General features: G+C 72.1%; 14 protein-coding genes. 6 read left to right on the plus strand and 8 right to left on the minus strand.

The annotated features are described in order from the left end of the window. Positions 1-173: 173 nt before the first annotated feature. Positions 174-2,150 carry a phosphatase PAP2 family protein gene (locus FHT38_RS10470; RefSeq protein ID WP_183491713.1) on the plus strand — a complete coding sequence of 659 codons (1,977 nt, stop codon included), beginning with the start codon at positions 174-176 and terminating at the stop codon, positions 2,148-2,150. 26 nt (positions 2,151-2,176) lie between these two features. Next, on the plus strand, positions 2,177-2,998 hold the full coding sequence (locus FHT38_RS10475; protein WP_183491714.1) for an NPP1 family protein: 822 nt from the start codon (positions 2,177-2,179) through the stop codon (positions 2,996-2,998). A 72-nt stretch (positions 2,999-3,070) separates the two neighbouring features. Here FHT38_RS10475 and FHT38_RS10480 read toward each other — a convergent pair whose 3' ends face one another. Both FHT38_RS10480 and norR read right to left on the minus strand, forming a co-directional pair. Next, positions 3,071-4,282 carry a PAS domain-containing sensor histidine kinase gene (locus tag FHT38_RS10480; protein ID WP_183491715.1) on the minus strand — a complete coding sequence of 404 codons (1,212 nt, stop codon included), beginning with the start codon at positions 4,280-4,282 and terminating at the stop codon, positions 3,071-3,073. A gap of 59 nt (positions 4,283-4,341) precedes the next feature. Next, positions 4,342-5,904, minus strand: a complete 1,563-nt coding sequence (norR, locus tag FHT38_RS10485; protein WP_183491716.1) for a nitric oxide reductase transcriptional regulator NorR — start codon at positions 5,902-5,904, stop codon at positions 4,342-4,344. A 183-nt stretch (positions 5,905-6,087) separates the two neighbouring features. Between norR and hmpA the strand changes: the two genes are divergently transcribed. Further along, a complete protein-coding gene (gene hmpA, locus FHT38_RS10490) occupies positions 6,088-7,281 on the plus strand; it encodes an NO-inducible flavohemoprotein (protein WP_183491717.1) in 1,194 nt (397 codons plus the stop codon). A 78-nt stretch (positions 7,282-7,359) separates the two neighbouring features. Further along, positions 7,360-8,193, plus strand: coding sequence for an enoyl-CoA hydratase-related protein (locus FHT38_RS10495; protein WP_183491718.1), 834 nt, complete (start codon positions 7,360-7,362; stop codon positions 8,191-8,193). 184 nt (positions 8,194-8,377) lie between these two features. Here FHT38_RS10495 and FHT38_RS10500 read toward each other — a convergent pair whose 3' ends face one another. The 4 genes from FHT38_RS10500 to FHT38_RS10515 form a co-directional block, all read right to left on the minus strand. Next, positions 8,378-8,653 (minus strand): HU family DNA-binding protein, encoded by a 276-nt coding sequence (locus FHT38_RS10500; RefSeq protein WP_091724693.1) that lies wholly within the window; start codon positions 8,651-8,653, stop codon positions 8,378-8,380. 249 nt (positions 8,654-8,902) lie between these two features. Next, positions 8,903-10,390 carry a PA domain-containing protein gene (locus FHT38_RS10505; RefSeq protein WP_091724694.1) on the minus strand — a complete coding sequence of 496 codons (1,488 nt, stop codon included), beginning with the start codon at positions 10,388-10,390 and terminating at the stop codon, positions 8,903-8,905. A gap of 3 nt (positions 10,391-10,393) precedes the next feature. Then, positions 10,394-10,849 (minus strand): post-PEP-CTERM-1 domain-containing protein, encoded by a 456-nt coding sequence (locus FHT38_RS10510; RefSeq protein WP_147242362.1) that lies wholly within the window; start codon positions 10,847-10,849, stop codon positions 10,394-10,396. Positions 10,850-10,910: 61 nt separating this feature from the next. Beyond that, complete coding sequence (locus tag FHT38_RS10515; protein ID WP_183491719.1) at positions 10,911-11,591, minus strand: choice-of-anchor J family PEP-CTERM protein; 681 nt, start codon at positions 11,589-11,591, stop codon at positions 10,911-10,913. A gap of 558 nt (positions 11,592-12,149) precedes the next feature. Here FHT38_RS10515 and FHT38_RS10520 point away from each other — a divergent pair. Both FHT38_RS10520 and FHT38_RS10525 read left to right on the plus strand, forming a co-directional pair. After that, positions 12,150-12,920, plus strand: coding sequence for an alpha/beta fold hydrolase (locus tag FHT38_RS10520; RefSeq protein ID WP_183491720.1), 771 nt, complete (start codon positions 12,150-12,152; stop codon positions 12,918-12,920). A 240-nt stretch (positions 12,921-13,160) separates the two neighbouring features. Continuing rightward, complete coding sequence (locus tag FHT38_RS10525; RefSeq protein ID WP_310737368.1) at positions 13,161-14,705, plus strand: HD domain-containing phosphohydrolase; 1,545 nt, start codon at positions 13,161-13,163, stop codon at positions 14,703-14,705. A 31-nt stretch (positions 14,706-14,736) separates the two neighbouring features. On the opposite strand, the gene FHT38_RS10530 is transcribed toward FHT38_RS10525, so the two are convergent. Then, entirely contained in the window at positions 14,737-15,570 is an 834-nt protein-coding gene (locus FHT38_RS10530; RefSeq protein WP_183491721.1) for an alpha/beta fold hydrolase, read from the minus strand. Positions 15,571-15,873: 303 nt separating this feature from the next. After that, the gene (locus FHT38_RS10535; protein ID WP_183491722.1) at positions 15,874-17,115 is read right to left on the minus strand and encodes an MFS transporter; all 1,242 of its coding nucleotides are present in this window, start codon (positions 17,113-17,115) and stop codon (positions 15,874-15,876) included. Between the last annotated feature and the right edge of the window lie 32 nt (positions 17,116-17,147).

The raw sequence follows: 17,147 nt of genomic DNA on the forward strand, positions 1-17,147 counted from the left end.
CCTCGATGAACACTGGTGAATCCGTGGTCTGCCCCACTGGACCGCCGCAGTGTCCCGGCTTCGTCCGCAAGCCCTGGTGAGAATGGGTAACGCCATATGACTGCGTTGTCATCGGCACGACATCGAGGCGCCCTAGAGTCCGCCGCCGTCCCCACCCGCTTGTCTCTCCACCGATGTCCCTCTCCGCCTTCCCGGCCAAGCGCCGCCCGCTGCTGCTCGCCCTGCTCCCCGTGTTCGTGCCCGCGCTGCTGCTCGGCGCCTGCTCCTCCGACGACGACGACAGCCCGGAGCAGCCGCTGGTCATCCCCGCCGCGCCCAAGGGCCTGGGCACGACCGACAGCGCCGCGGTGCAGGACGAGACGCAGGTCCCGCCCTTCATCGACAACATCGCGAGCAACCAGCGCGGCGACGCGCGCTACGCCACCTTGCAGACCAATGCCGGCGTGCGCGTGGTGTCGGGCTTCCTGGACATCTGGCAGCCGAGCACGCTGCTCGTCGACGCGGGCGCGAGCGCCCCGGCGCGCGACGGCTTCGCGGCCGTGGCCGCATCGAGCTGGAGCGGCCTGCCCGGCGACGCGACCGACGGCAAGGTGCTCAACGCGGCGGTCCATGCCGCCAACGTGCAGTACGTCGTCGATGCCACCGCGCGCCGCACCCCGGCGCAGGAGCTGGCCGCCTACCTCGACGATCGCCGCGGCAAGGGCTACAGCATCAGCGACGGCATGGGCCCGTTGACGACGGCCTGGCGCACGCTCAGCGAGCAGAGCACCACCATCACGGACATCGCGGCCGACGCGACCACGGTGCTCTACAACGACAAGGGCAACGACATCGGCAACGCGGGCAGCGCCAACAGCCACGGCTTCGGCGCCGCGATCGACCTGGTGGCCAACATCGGCAACAACGCGTCGACGGAGCCGGCCAAGCGCTTCTACAAGTACGCCCGCCCCTGGCGCTGGAGCGCCGGCGTCAAGGTGGTGCCGGCGCTGGAGCCGGCCAAGAGCGGCACGCCGACGACCGACGGCGGCTTCGTCAGCGGCCACAGCGCGGAAGCCGTGCGCAAGGCGCTGGCGATGGCCTACCTCGTGCCCGAGCGCTACCAGGAGATGGTCACCCGTGCCCTGGTGCTGGGCGAGAACCGCATCTACGCGGGCATGCATTCGCCGCTGGACGTGATCGGCGGTCGCATCCAGGGCGTGGCGGCCGCGGCGGCCAACCTGGCGACCGATCCCAACAAATCCGGCCGTCAGGCCGCCTACGACCAGGCGCGCACGGCATTGATGGCCGCCGTCGGCGCGAAGGACGCCGCGGCGCTGCAGGCCTATGCGCATTCGCTGCCGCTGGCGCAGGACCCCTACGCCGACTACGCCACCAACAAGGCGACGGTGTTGCGCCTGATGACCTTCGGCCTGGCGCCGATCGCCGCCACCACCAAGGCGGCGGTCGTGCCCAAGGGCGCGGAGGTGCTGCTGGAGACCCGCCTGCCCTACCTCAGCGCCGACCAGCGCCGCGTGGTGCTGAAGACGACCGCGCTGGCCTCCGGCACGCCGGTCATGGACGATGCCGAGGGCTGGGGCCGGCTGAACCTCTTCGCCGCAGCGGACGGCTACGGCGCCTTCGATGGCGACGTCAGCGTCACGATGGATGCGGCCCGAGGCGGCTTCCAGGCGCTGGATGTGTGGCGCAACGACATCCGCGGCGCCGGCAAGCTGACCAAGCTCGGCAGCGGCACGCTGGCCCTGGCGGGCGCGAATGCCTTCACCGGCGGCACGCAGGTTTCGGGCGGCGTGCTGCGCGCCGACAGCGCCAAGGCGCTGGGCACCGGCGATGTCTACGTCGACACCGGCACGCTGATGACGCAGGCGGCCACGCCGGTGGCGGTGGTGAACTACACCCAGCTCGCGACCGGCGCGCTGGAGCTGCACCTGGGCGCCGCCAACGCCGGCAGCCTGACCGCGGCGGGCAACGTGGTGATCGCCGGCGGCACGCTGACGGTGAAGTTCCAGGCCGGCGCCGTGCCGCGCAGCGGCGACACCGTGGTGGCGATCCAGGCGGCGACGCTGAAGGGCAAGTTCGACAAGGTGGTGGTCGAGGGCTTCACCGCGACGCCGACCTACACGGCCACCGGCCTGCAGATCCGCATCAACTGAGCACGAGGGGACATCGCATGAACGGCATGAACCACACGAAGCGCATGAATCGCATGAGCCGCTTGAGCGCCGCCGCCGCGCTGGTCCTGTCGACGGTCGTCGCCGCGCCGTCGGCATGGGCCGACGACTTCCCCGCCCTGTCGGCGGCCTGGCCGGCGAACGTGTCGATCGCAGCGACCTATCCGCTGTTCGACTTCGACACCGACGGCTGCCTGCCCAGCGCCGGCATCAGCCGCGGCGGGCAGCAGAACGGCGGGCTGAAGACCTCGGGCGGCATCACCGCCGGCTGCCGCCGCGCGGACTTCCTGGACTACGCGAACACGCTGCACCGCCACGCCTGCGTCACCAGCGGCGGCAACGTCTATTGCGGCCATTTCTACGCGCTGTATTTCCTGAAGGACCAGGTGACGGCGCTGGGCGGCGGCCATCGCCACGACTGGGAGCACGCGGCGATCTGGACCACGAATGGCGTGGTCACCCATGCCGGCTACAGCGCGCATGGCGACCTGACCAACGCGGCGGTCGGCACGCTGGCCGTGCAGAACGGGCATGTGCGCTTCGTCTATCACAAGGATGGCGCGCTGACGCACGCGATGCGCTTCGCCGGCACCGACGAGATCGCCGCCGAGAACCCGTACGGCCAGTGGCTCACGCCAGCGATCGTCAGCTGGACCGCGATGAGCGGCGACGGCGTGAGCAACGCGACGATGCGCGGCCTGCTCAACGGCTTCGACTACGGCTCGGCCAACGTGCCGGTCAAGGACAGCAACTTCCTGACCAACCTCAACAACGGCCGTCCAGCCGGTTATCCGGCGTTCACGTCGGCCAGCATCGACGCGGCGCGCTGAATCGCCGCGGACGGCTTGGCGCCTCGGGCGCCGGGCGCGACCCAGGGCCGCGGCACGATGCCGCGGCCCTTGTCATTTCATCGCATGCGCCGTTTCGTCCGCCGGCGCTTCGGCGCTCAGCGGCAACCGGACCGACACCGACGCGCCCTGCCCGCTGCCCGCGCTGTGGGCGGCCGCACCGCCGCCATGCAGTTCCGCGATGCTGCGCACCAGCGCGAGCCCCAGGCCCAGGCCGCCGTGCGCCCCATGCGCGCCGTGACCGCGCGCATGCTCCTCGCCCTGCGAGAAGGGCTCGAACGCATGGGCCAGCGTCTGCGCGGTCATGCCGATGCCGTTGTCGACGACGGTGACCACCGCCGCGTCGCCGTCGCGCCGCAGCGTCAGCGCGATCGTGCCGCCCGGCGGCGTGAACTTGATCGCGTTGCTGAGCAGGTTGCTCACCAGCTGGATCAAGCGCGTGCGGTCGCCCGTGACCGCCAGCGGCTGCGTCGGCCAGGTGGCCAGCAGGCGATGCTCGCGGGCCTCGGCCGCCGGACGCATGCCCTCGACGGCCTCGCGCACCACCTCGCCCAGTTCGAGCGGCGCCATGGTCAGCCGCACCTTCCCGGTGGTGACGCGGCTGACGTCCAGCAGGTCCTCGACCAGCCGGTTGATCTGCCGCACCTGCTTGCTCGCGACCTCGACGCACCAGGTGGCGCGTGGGCTCAGCGTCTCGCGGCCCAGCAGGGACAGCACGTTGGTCAGCGGCGCCAGCGGATTGCGGATCTCGTGCGACAGCACCGCGATGAATTCGGTCATGCGGCGGCTCTCCTCGACCAGCTCCGCCATGCGGCGGCGCTCGCGCTCCTGCTCCATGCGCGCGGTGAGGTCGCGGGTGACCTTGGCGTAGCCGAGCAGGTCGCCGTCCGCATGCTTGATCGCGGTGATCACGACGTTGGCCCAGAAGGTCGACCCGTCGCGCCGCACGCGCCAGCCCTCATCCTCGAAGCGGCCGTGCTCGCGCGCGAGCCGGAGCTCCTCGTCGGGCCAGGCCGCGTCGATGTCGGGCTGGGTGTAGAAGACCGAGAAATGCCGGCCGATGATCTCGTCCGCCTCATACCCCTTGATGCGCCGCGCGCCCGCGTTCCAGGTCGCGATCCGGCCGGACGGCGTAAGCAGGAAGATCGCGTAGTCCAGCACGCCCTCCACCAGGCGCCGATAGGCCTCGTCGCCCGCCTGGTGCAGGCGCGCGACGTCGTCGCCCTCTCGGTCCTGACCGTCGTTTGCTGGCTTGTCAGCCGTCATCTCGTACCTCGTCCGCCTCACTGTCCCGTGAGTCCGTGACCTGCCCTGAGCGGGCGACTCTATCGCGGCACGGCCACGCCGAGCCGTTTCAACAGCCGCAGGAAATTGCTGCGATCCATGCCGGCCTCGCGGGCCGCGGCGGCCATCGCGCCACCGTGGCGCCGCAGCGCCTCCTCGATCCAGCGGCGCTGGAACTGCTCGGTCGCCGCGCGCAGGCCCGGCCCCGTGGCGTCCGTCGCAGCATCGACCGCCGAGGCCATCGGGTCACGGGGCATTCGGGGCTCCCGACCGGCATCCGCGCCGTCATCGGTGGGCGCAGGGCGAGTCACCGATGCACCTTCGCCCAGGCCGAGGTGCTCCGGCTCGATCGCGATCCATCGCCCGCCGCGCCCGGCCGTCGCCAGCGCGCGGAGCGCGGCGCGGCTGATCAGATGCTCGAGTTCGCGGACATTGCCCGGCCAGTCGTGGGCGAGCAGCGCCTGCGACGCCGCCGGCGACAGCCGCAGGTTGCGGGCGCCGAGCCGGTGCTGGTTCTCCTCCAGGAAGCTGCCCGCCAGGGCCAGCACGTCGCGGCCGCGCTCGCGCAGCGCCGGCACGCGCAGCGGATAAACCGACAGCCGGTGATAGAGATCGGCGCGGAAGCGCCCGCGCGCGACCTCCTCGCGCAGGTCGCGGTTGGTCGCGGCCAGGACCCGCACGTCGACCCGCTGCACGCGATCGCTGCCGGGACGCTGTACGTCGCCGCTCTGCAGCACGCGCAGCAGCTTGGCCTGCACCGGCAGCGGCAGCTCGCCGACCTCGTCCAGCAGCAGCGTGCCGCCGTCGGCCAGCTCGAACTTGCCGACCCGGTCCGCCACCGCGCCGGTGAAGGCGCCGCGCTTGTGGCCGAAGAGCTCGCTGTCGGCCAGGGTCTCGGGCAAGGCGGCGCAGTTGATCTGCACCAGCGGCCGGTCCTGGCGCGTCGAGCGGGCATGCAGGCGCTCCGCGACGAGTTCCTTGCCCACGCCGGTCTCGCCCAGGATCAGCACCGTCAGGTCGGAGGCCGCGACGGTGTCGATCTCGCCGCGCAGGCGGACCATCGCCGCGCTGCGTCCGAGCAGCTCGCGCGGACTGTCGCGCCGCACTGCGCGCGCCAGCGCCTGTTCGCGCGCGGCACGCTGGGCCAGCGTCGCGATCGTGTCCTCGGCCGCGAGGCCCGCCTCGAGCAGCCGCACGACCGCCGCCAGCCGTTGCGGACCGACCTCGTCGAACGCGTGCGGATCGAGCGCGTCCAGCGTCACCAGGCCCCAGACGCGGCCGTCGACGCGCAGCGGTGCGCCCATGCAGTCGTGGACGGCCTCCAGTTCCTGCTGGTGCTCGAGCAGGCCGTCATAGGGATCGGGCAGGCCGGCGTCGGCGGCGAAGCGCACGCCCTCGCCGCTGGCCAGCAGGCGGGCCAGGCGCGGATGGGCCGCCGCTGGGAAGCGCCGGCCCAGCGCTTCCTCGGCCAGTCCGTCGACGGCCACCGGTTGCAGCACCGGCTCGCCCTCTTCGGGCAACAGGCGCAACAGCGCGGCCGCGTCGCAGCGGACCAGGCCGCGCACCGCGGCGAGCAATTGGCGAAACCGCGTCTCCGTTGTCATTTAGACACTTTCGTTGTCCTTTCGACAGCGGCCGATTCTCGGTCATTCCGACCACATTCCCGGCGTTCAGCGCGGAAACCCCAGGCGGTTCAATGACTTGCGGCGCCGCTGCCAGCGCCGCATGCTTGGCACGATTCCTGATTGCTGACGGTCATCCTCAACGAATCCGGAGTTCCGACGCTCATGTTCAAGCCCCAGACCATCGCCCTGATCCAGGCCACGGTGCCGCTGCTGAAGTCGCGCGGCGAGGAGATCACGCGTCACTTCTATCGCGTGATGCTGTCCGAGCATCCCGAGCTGAAGGCCTTCTTCAACGAGGCGCACCAGGCCGAGGGCACGCAGGCGCGCGCGCTGGCCGGCGCGGTGCTGGCCTACGCGAGCCACATCGACCGCGTCCATGAACTGGCCCCGGCCCTGCCTCGCATCGTCCAGAAGCATGTGGCGCTGGGCGTGCAGCCGGCGCATTACCCGATCGTCGGCCAATGCCTGCTGCGCGCGATCCGCGAGGTGCTGGGCGCCGAGGTGGCCACCGACGCGATCATCGACGCCTGGGCCGAGGCCTACGGCGCGCTGGCCCAGTTGCTGATCGACGCCGAAGAGCAGGTCTACGCCGCCACCGCCGCGCTGCCGGGCGGCTGGCGCGGCCAACGCACGATGGTCGTCGCGCGCAAGGAGCGCGAGAGCGAGCTGATCACCTCGTTCTACCTGGAACCGGTCGACGGCCAGCCGCTCCCGCCCTTCCAGCCCGGGCAATACCTGACGCTGGTGCTGGACATCGACGGCCGGACGGTGCGCCGCAACTACTCGCTGTCGGACGCGCCGGGCAAGCCCTGGTACCGCGTCAGCATCAAGCGCGAGGACGGCGGCCTGGTGTCGGGCTGGATGCACGACCGCGTCGAGGTCGGCGCGCGCCTGGAGGTGCAGGCGCCGGCGGGCGAGTTCACGCTCGACCCGCAAGCCACCCGGCCGCTGCTGCTGGTGACCGGCGGCGTCGGCATCACGCCGGCGATGGCGATGCTGGAGTCGGCGGCCCCCAGCGGCCGGCCGATCCGCTTCATCCATGCGGCGCGCCACGGCGGCGTGCACGCCTTCCGCGAGCGCGTGGACCTGCTGGCCGCGGCGCACCGCAACGTCGAGGCCATGTACGTCTACGACGCGCCGCGCGAAGGCGACGAGCCGCACGAGGTCGGCCAGGTGACGGATGCGCTGCTGGCGCGCCACCTGCCCGAGGACCGCGACGTCGACCTGTACCTGCTCGGACCGAAGCCGTTCATGCAGGCGGTCTACCGCGCCGGCCGCCAGCTCGGCGTGCCCGAGTCGCAGCTGCGCTACGAGTTCTTCGGCCCGGCGCAGGAGCTGGTCGCGTCGCCTCGATGACGCGGCGCGGCAGGGTCTGCCGCTAGCATGGCCCGTCCCCTGCCCGCCCGACGGCAGGGACGGAACAAGGAGACCCGCATGGAATGCCTCACCCTGACCGAAGACGCCGGCGTCGGCCACCTGGTGCTGAACCGGCCCGACGCGATGAACACGATGTCGCCACAGCTATGGCGCGAGCTGGAGACGGTGCTGGGCCAGCTGCATCGCAGCCCGACGCTGCGGGCGCTGGTGATCTCGTCGACGGGCCGGCATTTCAGCGCGGGCATGTCGCTGGACGTGTTCCAGAACGGCGGGATCCAGCTCGACGACCGCAGCGCCGAAGGGCGTGCCGCGATCGTCGACCTGCTGGCCGACATGCAGCAGGCCTTCAACCGCCTGGACGACCTGCGCGTGCCGACGATCGCCGCGATCCAGGGCGGCTGCATCGGCGGCGCGGTGGACCTGGTGGCGACCTGCGACATCCGCTATGCGGAGGCTGGCGCCTTCTTCTGCATCCAGGAGATCAACATCGGCATGGCCGCCGACCTGGGCACGCTGCAGCGCCTGCCCAAGCTGATCCCGCTGGGGGTGGTCAAGGAACTGGCCTACACCGGCCGCCGCCTGCCGGCGGCGCGGGCGCTGGCGGTCGGGCTGGTGAACGATGTGCTGGCGACGCCGGCCGAATGCGTCGAGGCCGCGCTGCAGTGCGCGCGCGAGATCGCGCAGAAGCCACCGGTGGCGGTGTGGGGCAGCAAGCAGGCGATCCACTACGCGCGCGATCACGGCGTCAAGGACAGCCTGCAGCAGATGGGCTGGTTGCAGGCGGCGATCTGGCAGAACAGGAACTTGATGGAGGCGTTCGCGGCCACGCAGGCCAAGCGGCCCACCGCCTTCCCGGATCTGGCTGCGCTGAAGTTCTTCCGCGAGGGCTGAGGTCCTCGCTGCCAGCCCGCCCTTGGCCTTCATCGGAAAAGGCGGCTCCGCCTCAAGGCCCCCAGACGTCCCGGCGTCGTAGCTCCAGGCCGAGGTCAAGCCCGACGCGGCGGTCCAGAAAACAGAAACGCCCGCCCTGCGTGTCGCAGGAGCGGGCGTTGTCGCGAGACAAGCGCCGGGAGGCTTACTTGTTCACCGCATCCTTCAGCGCCTTGCCGGCGGTGAACTTGGCGACCTTGGAGGCCGGGATGTCCAGCGCTTCGCCGGTGGCCGGGTTCTTGCCGGTGCGGGCGGCGCGCTCGCTCACCTTGAAGGTGCCGAAGCCGACCAGCGCGATCTGGTCGCCGGCGGCCAGGGCTTCGGTGATGGTTTCCAGGGTCGCGTCCAGGGCGGTCGCGGCCACGGCACGGGTGACGCCCGCCTTGGTGGCGATGCCTTCGATCAGTTCACTCTTGTTCATCAATGCTTCCAGTAAAAAACCAGGGTCCGGCGAGCCGGGGCCGCGATTATCAGCCAGTCCGGCACCCCCGCCTGTTTGAAGACGCAACCGCCTCGACGCCAGGGCCGCCATGCGTCCGCATCGCGGCTGGCATCGCCTTTTCGGGCGACATCGTCCCCCTGAAGACGGCCCTCCCAGCCATTCAGTCCCCCTGAACGACGAAGCCCGGCGCTCGCGCCGGGCTTCAGGGGCGTCAGGTCGCCGGAAGGCTTACCAGCCCAGGTCCTTCAGCAGCGACTTGGTCAGGTCCTTCGGGGGCACCAGCACCAGGCCCAGGTCCGGGCTGATGTTGGGTTCCATCAGCAGGTTGGGCGAGGCCGAGACATCCCAGTGCGACACCGACGAGCCGCCCACCAGCGGGTTGGGCGTGTACAGCAGCGGCCGGCCCAGCGCGTCGGCACCGGCGCGGCGGCTCGGGTCGGTCGTCAGCGAGCCGGTCGCGTAGCCCACCTTGCCGCGCATGCCGTAGGGCACCGAGGCGGTGATGGCGGCGCGCAGCTTGACGCCGTCGGCCTGCGACACGCTGATCGTCGGGATGGTGACCGTCGGATCGCTGCCGCCCAGGCCCGGCGCGGCACCCGCGACGTTGTTGGCGATGATCACGCCGATCGCGCCGGCGTTCTGCGCGTTCTTGGCCTTGACCGCGAAACCGCAGGTGCCGCGATCGATCACCACCACCTTGCCGGCGCTGGCGGCCGTGTCGGCGCCGTTGAACGGCAGGCAGCCCTGGCCCGCGCCGACCGTGTCCGGCGCGATCGTCGAGATCGACCCCAGCGTCATCCCGCTGCCGACCGCCGGCCCGAAGGAGGCGGTGCCGTAGGGGTACTGGCCCGAATAACCCGGCGCCGCGGTCGCAACCTTCAGCACCGGCGTGGCCGCCAGCATGCCGGCACCGGCGACCACGTTGGGCCCGACCCAGGCCAGGCCCAGCGGGTTCACCGCCGAGGCCTTGCGCTCCGCGCTCGTCATGTTCAGCCAGGTCTTGCCCTGGGTGTTGTCGAACATGAAGCGCTCCCAGATGCTGGGCAGTCCGTCGTCGGTGTAGGCGGTGCCGGCGCGGTTGATGCGCTTGCCGGTCGAGGTCTGCACCGACAGCACGCTGAAGCCCAGGCCATGGCCCAGCTCATGCAGCAGCGTCTCGACGAAGTTCACGCCATTGCCGAAGTTGCCGTCGATGCCCAGGTAGAACGGCGAGCCGGTCAGGCAGCCTTCCTTGCCCAGGTTGATGTTGAACTGGGTCTTGATGTCGACGTTGTTGAAGCCGGTGGTGTCGGGCTGGCCCTCGCTCAGGTTGACCTTGGCCAGCTTGTTGGCCAGGGCTTGCGGGTACCAGGTGTCGGGCGCGCCGCCCTGGAAGCCGTACCAGAAGTTCCAGGCGCTGGCGCTGCCCAGCGTCGCCGACGAGGCGGTGCAGGCCAGCGGTTCCCAGGCGGCGCTGACGGTGATGGTCACGTCGCTTTCCAGCGCCTGTTCCCACACGTCGGCGACGTAGCGGTAGATGAACATGCGCTGCTCGCCGAGCGTGGTGCCCGGGTTGCCGCCCACCGGCGCGACCGGCGTCGTGTCGTTGAAGCCGACGCCGGCCGGATCGCGGCTCTGGATGACGATGGTGGCGGCCTGCGCCAGGCCGGCGCCGCACAGGGCGGCCACGACGGCCGAGCGCAGCAGGGTCTGCTTGAAGCTGAAGGTCTTGGGCATGGCTTACTCCGTGGGCAGGGCCGACTTGGCGGCGGCGGCGCTCTTCATGAAGGCCTCGGCCTCTTCCTTGCTGGCGAAGCAGGCTTCGATCAGCTTGCCGTCGGGACCGCGCACGACGACGGACTGGCTCGCCATCTCGTCGGTCGCGCGGATGCCGGTGGCACCGCTGCTGTGCAGCTTCATCTGCGGCGAGAGCGCCACCGCGCGCAGCGCGACGCGGGCCTTGGCGGCCGGCAACTGCGCCTGCAGCGCGGCATGTTCCTCGGCCGTGGCCGGGCGGAGCTTGCCGGTCTCGGCGTCGCGCACGACGACGAGGGACTCCTGCGCCATGACGGGCGCGGCGGAGGGCGCCGACGGGGCGGCGGGGGCGGCGGTCGCCGGCGCGGCGGCTTCGTGAGCCTGCGCCGCCAGCGGCAGGGCCACGGCGATCGCCAGGCCCAGGGAGATGCGGGTGATCATGGTCGTTGTCCTTGCGGAGATGACTCGGAGGGATCGGGAAACGGGAAGCGCGCGTCGGCGCTCAACGCGCGGCGCGACGGCGGCGGGCGGCCATCAGGCCCAGCAGGCTGACGCCGGCCAGCGCCCAGCTCGAGGGCTCGGGCACCTGCGCCACCACCAGGCTGTCGACGGCGGCGATGTCGGAGGTGTCGACGGCGCCGACGTGGCCGAGTGCGAAGCGCGCGCTCGAGCCCGCGCCCTGGCCCGCGATCGTGAAGGTGTATCGGCTCCACTCGCCGAGGGTGGCGGTGATCGTGGCGACCGGCAGCAGGCTGGCCAGGTCACCGGCGGCGTCCACCAGGCCGTAGGTCAGGTCGTCGGCGTAGTTGCCGTCGACGCCGCCACGGGCCCAGAAGGAGACCTGCGTGTCGAAGGCCGTCGAGAAGGCGGAAGTGATCAGCCAGCTGCCCAGCGAGCCGCCGTCCGGACCGGCCGCCCAGCGCGCCTGCAGGAAGGATTCACCGGCGCCGGCCTGGGCCGGGAAGTTGGACTCCAGGCCCTGCGTCCAGCCCGGCACCGCGCCCGACGACGAATTCAGGTTGATGAAGCGCCAGTCGGCGGCGCCCAGGCGGTCGGGGGCGAGCACCGTGCCGCCGTTGACGACCGTGGTGTCGAAGCCTTCGTTGATGAGGGTGTATTGCTCGGCATGGGCCGACGCCATCGCGCCGAACACCGCCGCGGCCAAACAGACTTTCTTGAACATTGCTGCGTCCTTCTTCGGGATGAAGGTGGGATGACCACCTGGACTCGAGCGGCGGCGCACCGGGATGACGGACGCCGCCGCGACTGCTGTCGGCCGGCGGGAGGGCGGCCTTCGGGCGGGTCGATTCTGTGACTCCCGTCACGGTTCGCAGGAGGGGGTCGGGCCGTGCCTCCCCCCCGGTGCGGGGGTGGTTGTTTCCCTAAGACGCGTGGGGACGCGGATCGCCATGACGGGGGCAGGACTTGCCCGGTCCGGACGCGCACGCGGGCGCAAACGGCCGCGCAAACGCATCGTCACAGGAAGTGCCGGCGGCGGGCCACCGCGCGCGTGGCGGCCCGACATGGCGCCAGCCGCCCGAGACGCGCGATGCGCAAACCGCGCGTCTCGCAAATCGCCCGTCGGCGAGTGTGGCGAGCTCCGCGTAAATCCGGATGGGCAGCGGGCGCGGATCTCTCCGGCACGGCGCCCTCGGACATTCGTCCGATACCGGCGTGCGCCTCGATTCGCGACAGTCGAGCCCTGTTCCAACACCCCTCCACTGTCCTCAGGAGCTTCCCCATGAACCTCGCCCGCCGCCTCCTCGTCGCCGCCGCCGCGGCCTCCGCCCTCGCCGCCTCGGGCCTCGCGTCCGCAGCCACGCCGGCGCCGCAGCCCTCGGTCGTGATCGTCCACGGCGCCTTCGCCGACGGCTCGGACTGGGCCAAGGTGATCCCGCTGCTGCAGCGCGAAGGCGTGCAGGTCACCGCGGTGCAGAACCCGCTCAGCTCGCTGGCCGACGACGTCGCCGCCGCGCGCCGCGCGATCGACGCGCAGCCCGGCAAGGTGGTGCTGGTCGGCCACTCCTGGGGCGGCACCGTGATCACCGAGGCCGGCGCCGCGGACAAGGTCGCCGCGCTGGTCTACATCGCGGCCTTCGCGCCCGACGTCGGCCAGAACACCGCCGAGCAGGGCAAGGGTTTCCCGACGCCCTCCGGCCTGGCGCACTTCAAGGCCGACGCGCAGGGCTGGCTGAGCCTGACCCCCATCGGCATGCGCGACCACTTCGCGCAGGACCTGCCGGCCGCGACCACCGCCGTGATGGCGGCGACGCAGGGGCCGATCCAGGCCAAGGCCTTCGAGCAGCCGGTGTCGGTCGCGGCCTGGAAGAGCAAGCCGTCCTGGTACCTGCTGGCCAGCGCCGACCGCATGATCGCGCCCGAGGCGCAGGCCGCGATGGCGCAGCGCGCCGGCGCCAAGGTGACCCGGGTCGGCACCTCGCACGTGCCGCAGCAATCGCAGCCCGAAGCGGTCGCCAGGCTCATCCTGGACGCCGTCCGGCAATCCCGGTAAGGTCCGCGCCGACCGCGGGCCAGCCGGGCGCGCCGAGCTCGGTTGGTGCGCCGAGCCTGCACGGCGCACAGCGTGCGCCGAGCACGCAAGGTGCGCCACGCCGGCGAGGCGCGCCGGACGCGCCCCGTGCGCGGCCCGCGATGCGCTGGACCTCGCTCCTGGAATGCCGTGACCGCTGCTTCTCTTCCGATCTCTCCGTCAATCCCGTCGACGCCCTCCCCGACGCCGGCGGGTTCGCGCGTGCCGGTGCTCGATGCCGTGCGCGCGCTCGCCTTCGTCGGCGACCTCAGCATGGGCCAGCCGGTCGACCACTCGACCCGCGCCGCCTGGCTGGCGGCCCGCATCGCCGAGGCCGCGCGGGCTGAAGGCCTCGCGCTCGGCCGCGATGCCGACGAGGCTCCCGGCCATGCGGCCTGCGTCGCGCTGCTGCGCTGGTCCGGCTGCACGGCCAACGCGCCGGAGTTCTCGGTGCTGATGGGCGACGACGTCGGCGGCCGCGACGCGATGCTCTCCAACGGCTCGGCCGCGGAGGCCTCGGCGCTGGCCGGCACGCTCGGCGACGCGGCGCTGATCCACTGCGAGGTCGCCGGCGAGATCGCCCGGCTGCTGGGCCTGCCCGTGGGCATCGAGCGCGCGATGCACCACCTCTTCGAAACCTGGGACGGCCGCGGCAAGCCCGCCGGCCTGCGCGGCGACGCGGTGCCGGCGGTCGTCTTCGCCGTGGCGCTGGCCGGCGACCTGGAGATCTTCAGCCGCGTCCACGGGCTGCCGGCGGCACTGCGGCACATCGCCGAGCGCGCCGACGCCAAGTACCCGCAGGCGCTGGTGGCGCTGGCCACGCGACACGCGGCCGACTGGATGGCGGCGCTCGACGAAGGCGCCCATGAGGCCGTGGGTGACGCCGCGATGGCGAGCTCCATGACCGGCGCTGAATGCAGCGCCCAAGATGCCCACGGTCGACGGGCGGCCGGCAGCGCGCCCGAACTGAACGGCGCGCTGGCCGCGCTGCACACGCCGCTGGAACTCGTCGCGGACGTCATCGATCTCAAGCTGCCCTGGATGACCGGCTTGTCGCGCCGCGTCGCGGAGGCCGCCCGCGCGGCCGGCGCCGCGCTCGGCCTGGACGAGCCGGCGCAGGCGCGGCTGCATCGCGCCGGGCTGCTGCACGGCATCGGACGGGCGTCGGTGCCCAACGCGCTGTGGAGCGAGGGCCGCCGCCTCGGCGAAGCCGATCGCGAGCGCCTGCGCTTGATGCCCTACTGGACCGGCCGCGCCGCCCGGCGACTGACCGCGCTGCAGGAGGAGGCCGAACTGGCGTCCTTCGTCGACGAGCGCATGGACGGTTCGGGCGCGTTCCGGGGCGCGTCCGGCGCGGCGATCCCCGTACCGGCGCGGGTGCTCGCGGCGGCGGCCGCCTGGGTCACCGCGCGCACCGCCCGGCCCGGTGCGCCGGCGCTGGACGTCGACGCGGCGCGCGCGGCCCTGCAGGTCGAAGTGGCGGCGGGCCGGCTCGATGCGCAGGCCACCGCGGCCGTCTGCGGCGCCGAACCGCGTCGCATGACGCCCACCGCGCCCTCGCCCGCGACGGTCACGCTCTCCGCGCGCGAGACCGAGGTGCTCGCGCGCATCGCGATCGGCGAGAGCAACAAGGAAGCGGCCAAGGTCCTGGGCATCAGCCCGGCCACCGTGCGCACCCATCTGGAAAGCGCCTTCCGCAAGCTCGGCTGCAGCACGCGCGCCGCTGCGACGCTCAAGGCGATGACGATGGGTTTGCTGCCGGTCTGAGCGGCTCTCTCCCGGACCCGCGCGACACCGCTCAGCGCGGCGCGCCGGGGCCGACCTCGACCAGCCAGTCGCGGACCGCGGCGATCACCTCCGCGGGCCGGTCCTTGTGCGGCGAGTGTCCGCAGGCGGGGATCTCGAAGAGGCGCGTCCGCGGCACCGCGCGGGCGATGCCGCGGATCTGCTCGAGCGTGCCGTATTCATCGTCGACGCCCTGCATCGCCAGCAGCGGGCAGCGGATCGTGCGGATCTCCTCGACGATCGACCAGTCGCGGAACGCGGGGCTGAGCCAGCAGTCGCTCCAGCCGTGGAAGGGCGAGTCGGGGTCGTCATGGAAGCGCGCCAGGCGCTCGCGCAGCGGGCCACGCTCATAAGCCGCGACGGTGTCGCGGATGCCGTCGATGGAAAGCGACTCCACGACGATGTGCGGCGCCGCGACGATCGCGCCCGCGGTGGGCAGGCGGGCCGCATGCAGCAGCGCGATGGAGCCGCCGTCGCTGTGGCCGAAGAGCCAGGGCGGGGAGTCGATGCCCAGCCCGGCCAGCACCGCGGGCAGCACCTCATGGGCCTGGCGGTGGAGATAGTCCGGGGCCCAGCGCTCATCGGGGGGCCGCATCGTCGAGCGGCCATAGCCGGGCCGCGAGTACACCAGGCCGCGCTGGCCCAGGGCCTCGCACAGGCGGGCCGGGAAGTCGCGCCACATCGCGATCGACCCGAGCCCCTCGTGCAGGAACACCATCACCGGCGCCGGCGCGCCGGCCGGTCCGCGGGCGGTGTCGCTGACCCAGGCGTAGTCGATGTCAGTCGGCCGGCCGCGCCAGTCGATGCGCAGGCGCTGCGTCGTTGTCGTGCTGTCCATGGCGCGCATCTTAGGCAGGCCGGACGATCGCCTGGACGCGCCAAAAGAAAAGGCCCCGGTCGTGAGACCGGGGCCGAAAGTTCGTCCGTCTGCAGAGGGAAAAGACGGACCATGCGAGAGAGAAGCATGAACAACGGAAGCTCGAATTCCGTTGTCAGGATCTACTGTACGGAGGTCCGCATCCGCGGGCACGAGGGCAACGGCGCATCGTCGCGGAGGACATCGCCCGATGCGGCTGTCGGGCGATCGCCTACAAGCCTCGCGGTCGTGCCCGCCCTCGCTCCCTGGCGCCTCGGCGCCCTTGCCTCGCCTTCAGTCCGCGGCGCCTGCGGGCGCCCCGGTGGCACCGCGCTGCTGGGTCACGCCCAGCGCGCGGTTGGCGCTGATCGCCATGATCAGCGCGAAGAAGACCACGCAGGAGAGTCCCGCCGTCAGCGACGAGTGCTCCGCGATCATCCCGATCAGCGGCGGCCCGGCCATCATGCCCAGGTAACCCAGCGACGACACCGCCGCGATGCCGTGCGCCGCGCTGACGCCCGGCACCTTGGACGCGGCGCTGAACAGCACCGGCACGACATTGGACAGCCCCAGGCCCACCAGCGCGAAGCCCAGCAGCCCCGCCGGCGCGACCGGCACCAGCAGCGCCGTGGCCATGCCGGCCGCGGCGAGCAGGCCGCTGGCGACCATCAGCGGCACCGGCGCGACGCGCGCCCGCACCCTGTCGCCACCGAAGCGGCCCAGCGCCATGGCCAGGCTGAAGCTCGCGTAACCCAGCGCCGAGACGCTGGCATCGCTGGCCCGCTCCTGCTTCATGAACAGCACGCTCCAGTCGTACATCGCGCCCTCGGCGATCAGCCCCAGCGCCGCCAGCGTGCCGATCAGCGCGAGCACGCCGCGCGGCAGGCTCAGCGGCTGCTTCTCGCCGGGCTCGGTCCGCATCTTCAGCATCGCCGCGCAGGCGCCGACGATCAGCGCCATGCCGACGCCGCAGGCCACCAGCAGGTGCGTCTGCGGCGCCCAGCCCAGCAGCGGCAGCAGGCTGCCGACACCGGCCCCCACCATGCCGCCCAGGCTGAACATCGCATGGAAGCCGCTCATCAGCGGCCGCGCCGCGAGGTGCTCGATCTCCGTGGCCTCGGCGTTGATGGACACGTCGAAGAGGCTGGCCGTCGCGCCGAACAGCGCCAGCAGCAGCACCAGCCCCAGGTAGGCGCTCGGCACGATCAGCAGCGAGACGCCCGCCGCGCACAGCACGCCGGTCACGCCCGCGACGCCGCGCGGGCCGAAGCGCGCCACGACCCGCCCCGCCTGCGTCAGCGCCAGCAGCGCGCCCACGCCCGAAGCCAGCATCGCAATCGCGAGCGACTGCTCGCCCAGGCCGTAATGCGCCTTCACCGTCGGCACGTGCACGCCCCAGGTCGCGAACAACGCGCCGGAGACGAAGAACTGGATGCGCAGCGCGCAGGCAGCCGCCGACAGGCGGCGGGGCGTCGGCGCCGGGGCGCTCGAGGCGGAGGTCGTGGAGGAACTCGTGGAGGAGGTGTCGGCGGACATCTTCGGCAGGGCGTGAAGAGGCCGTTACTGTA

The sequence above is a fragment of the Mitsuaria sp. BK041 genome, from assembly GCF_014193085.1.
In the GTDB taxonomy this organism is placed as follows: Bacteria; Pseudomonadota; Gammaproteobacteria; order Burkholderiales; family Burkholderiaceae_C; genus Roseateles.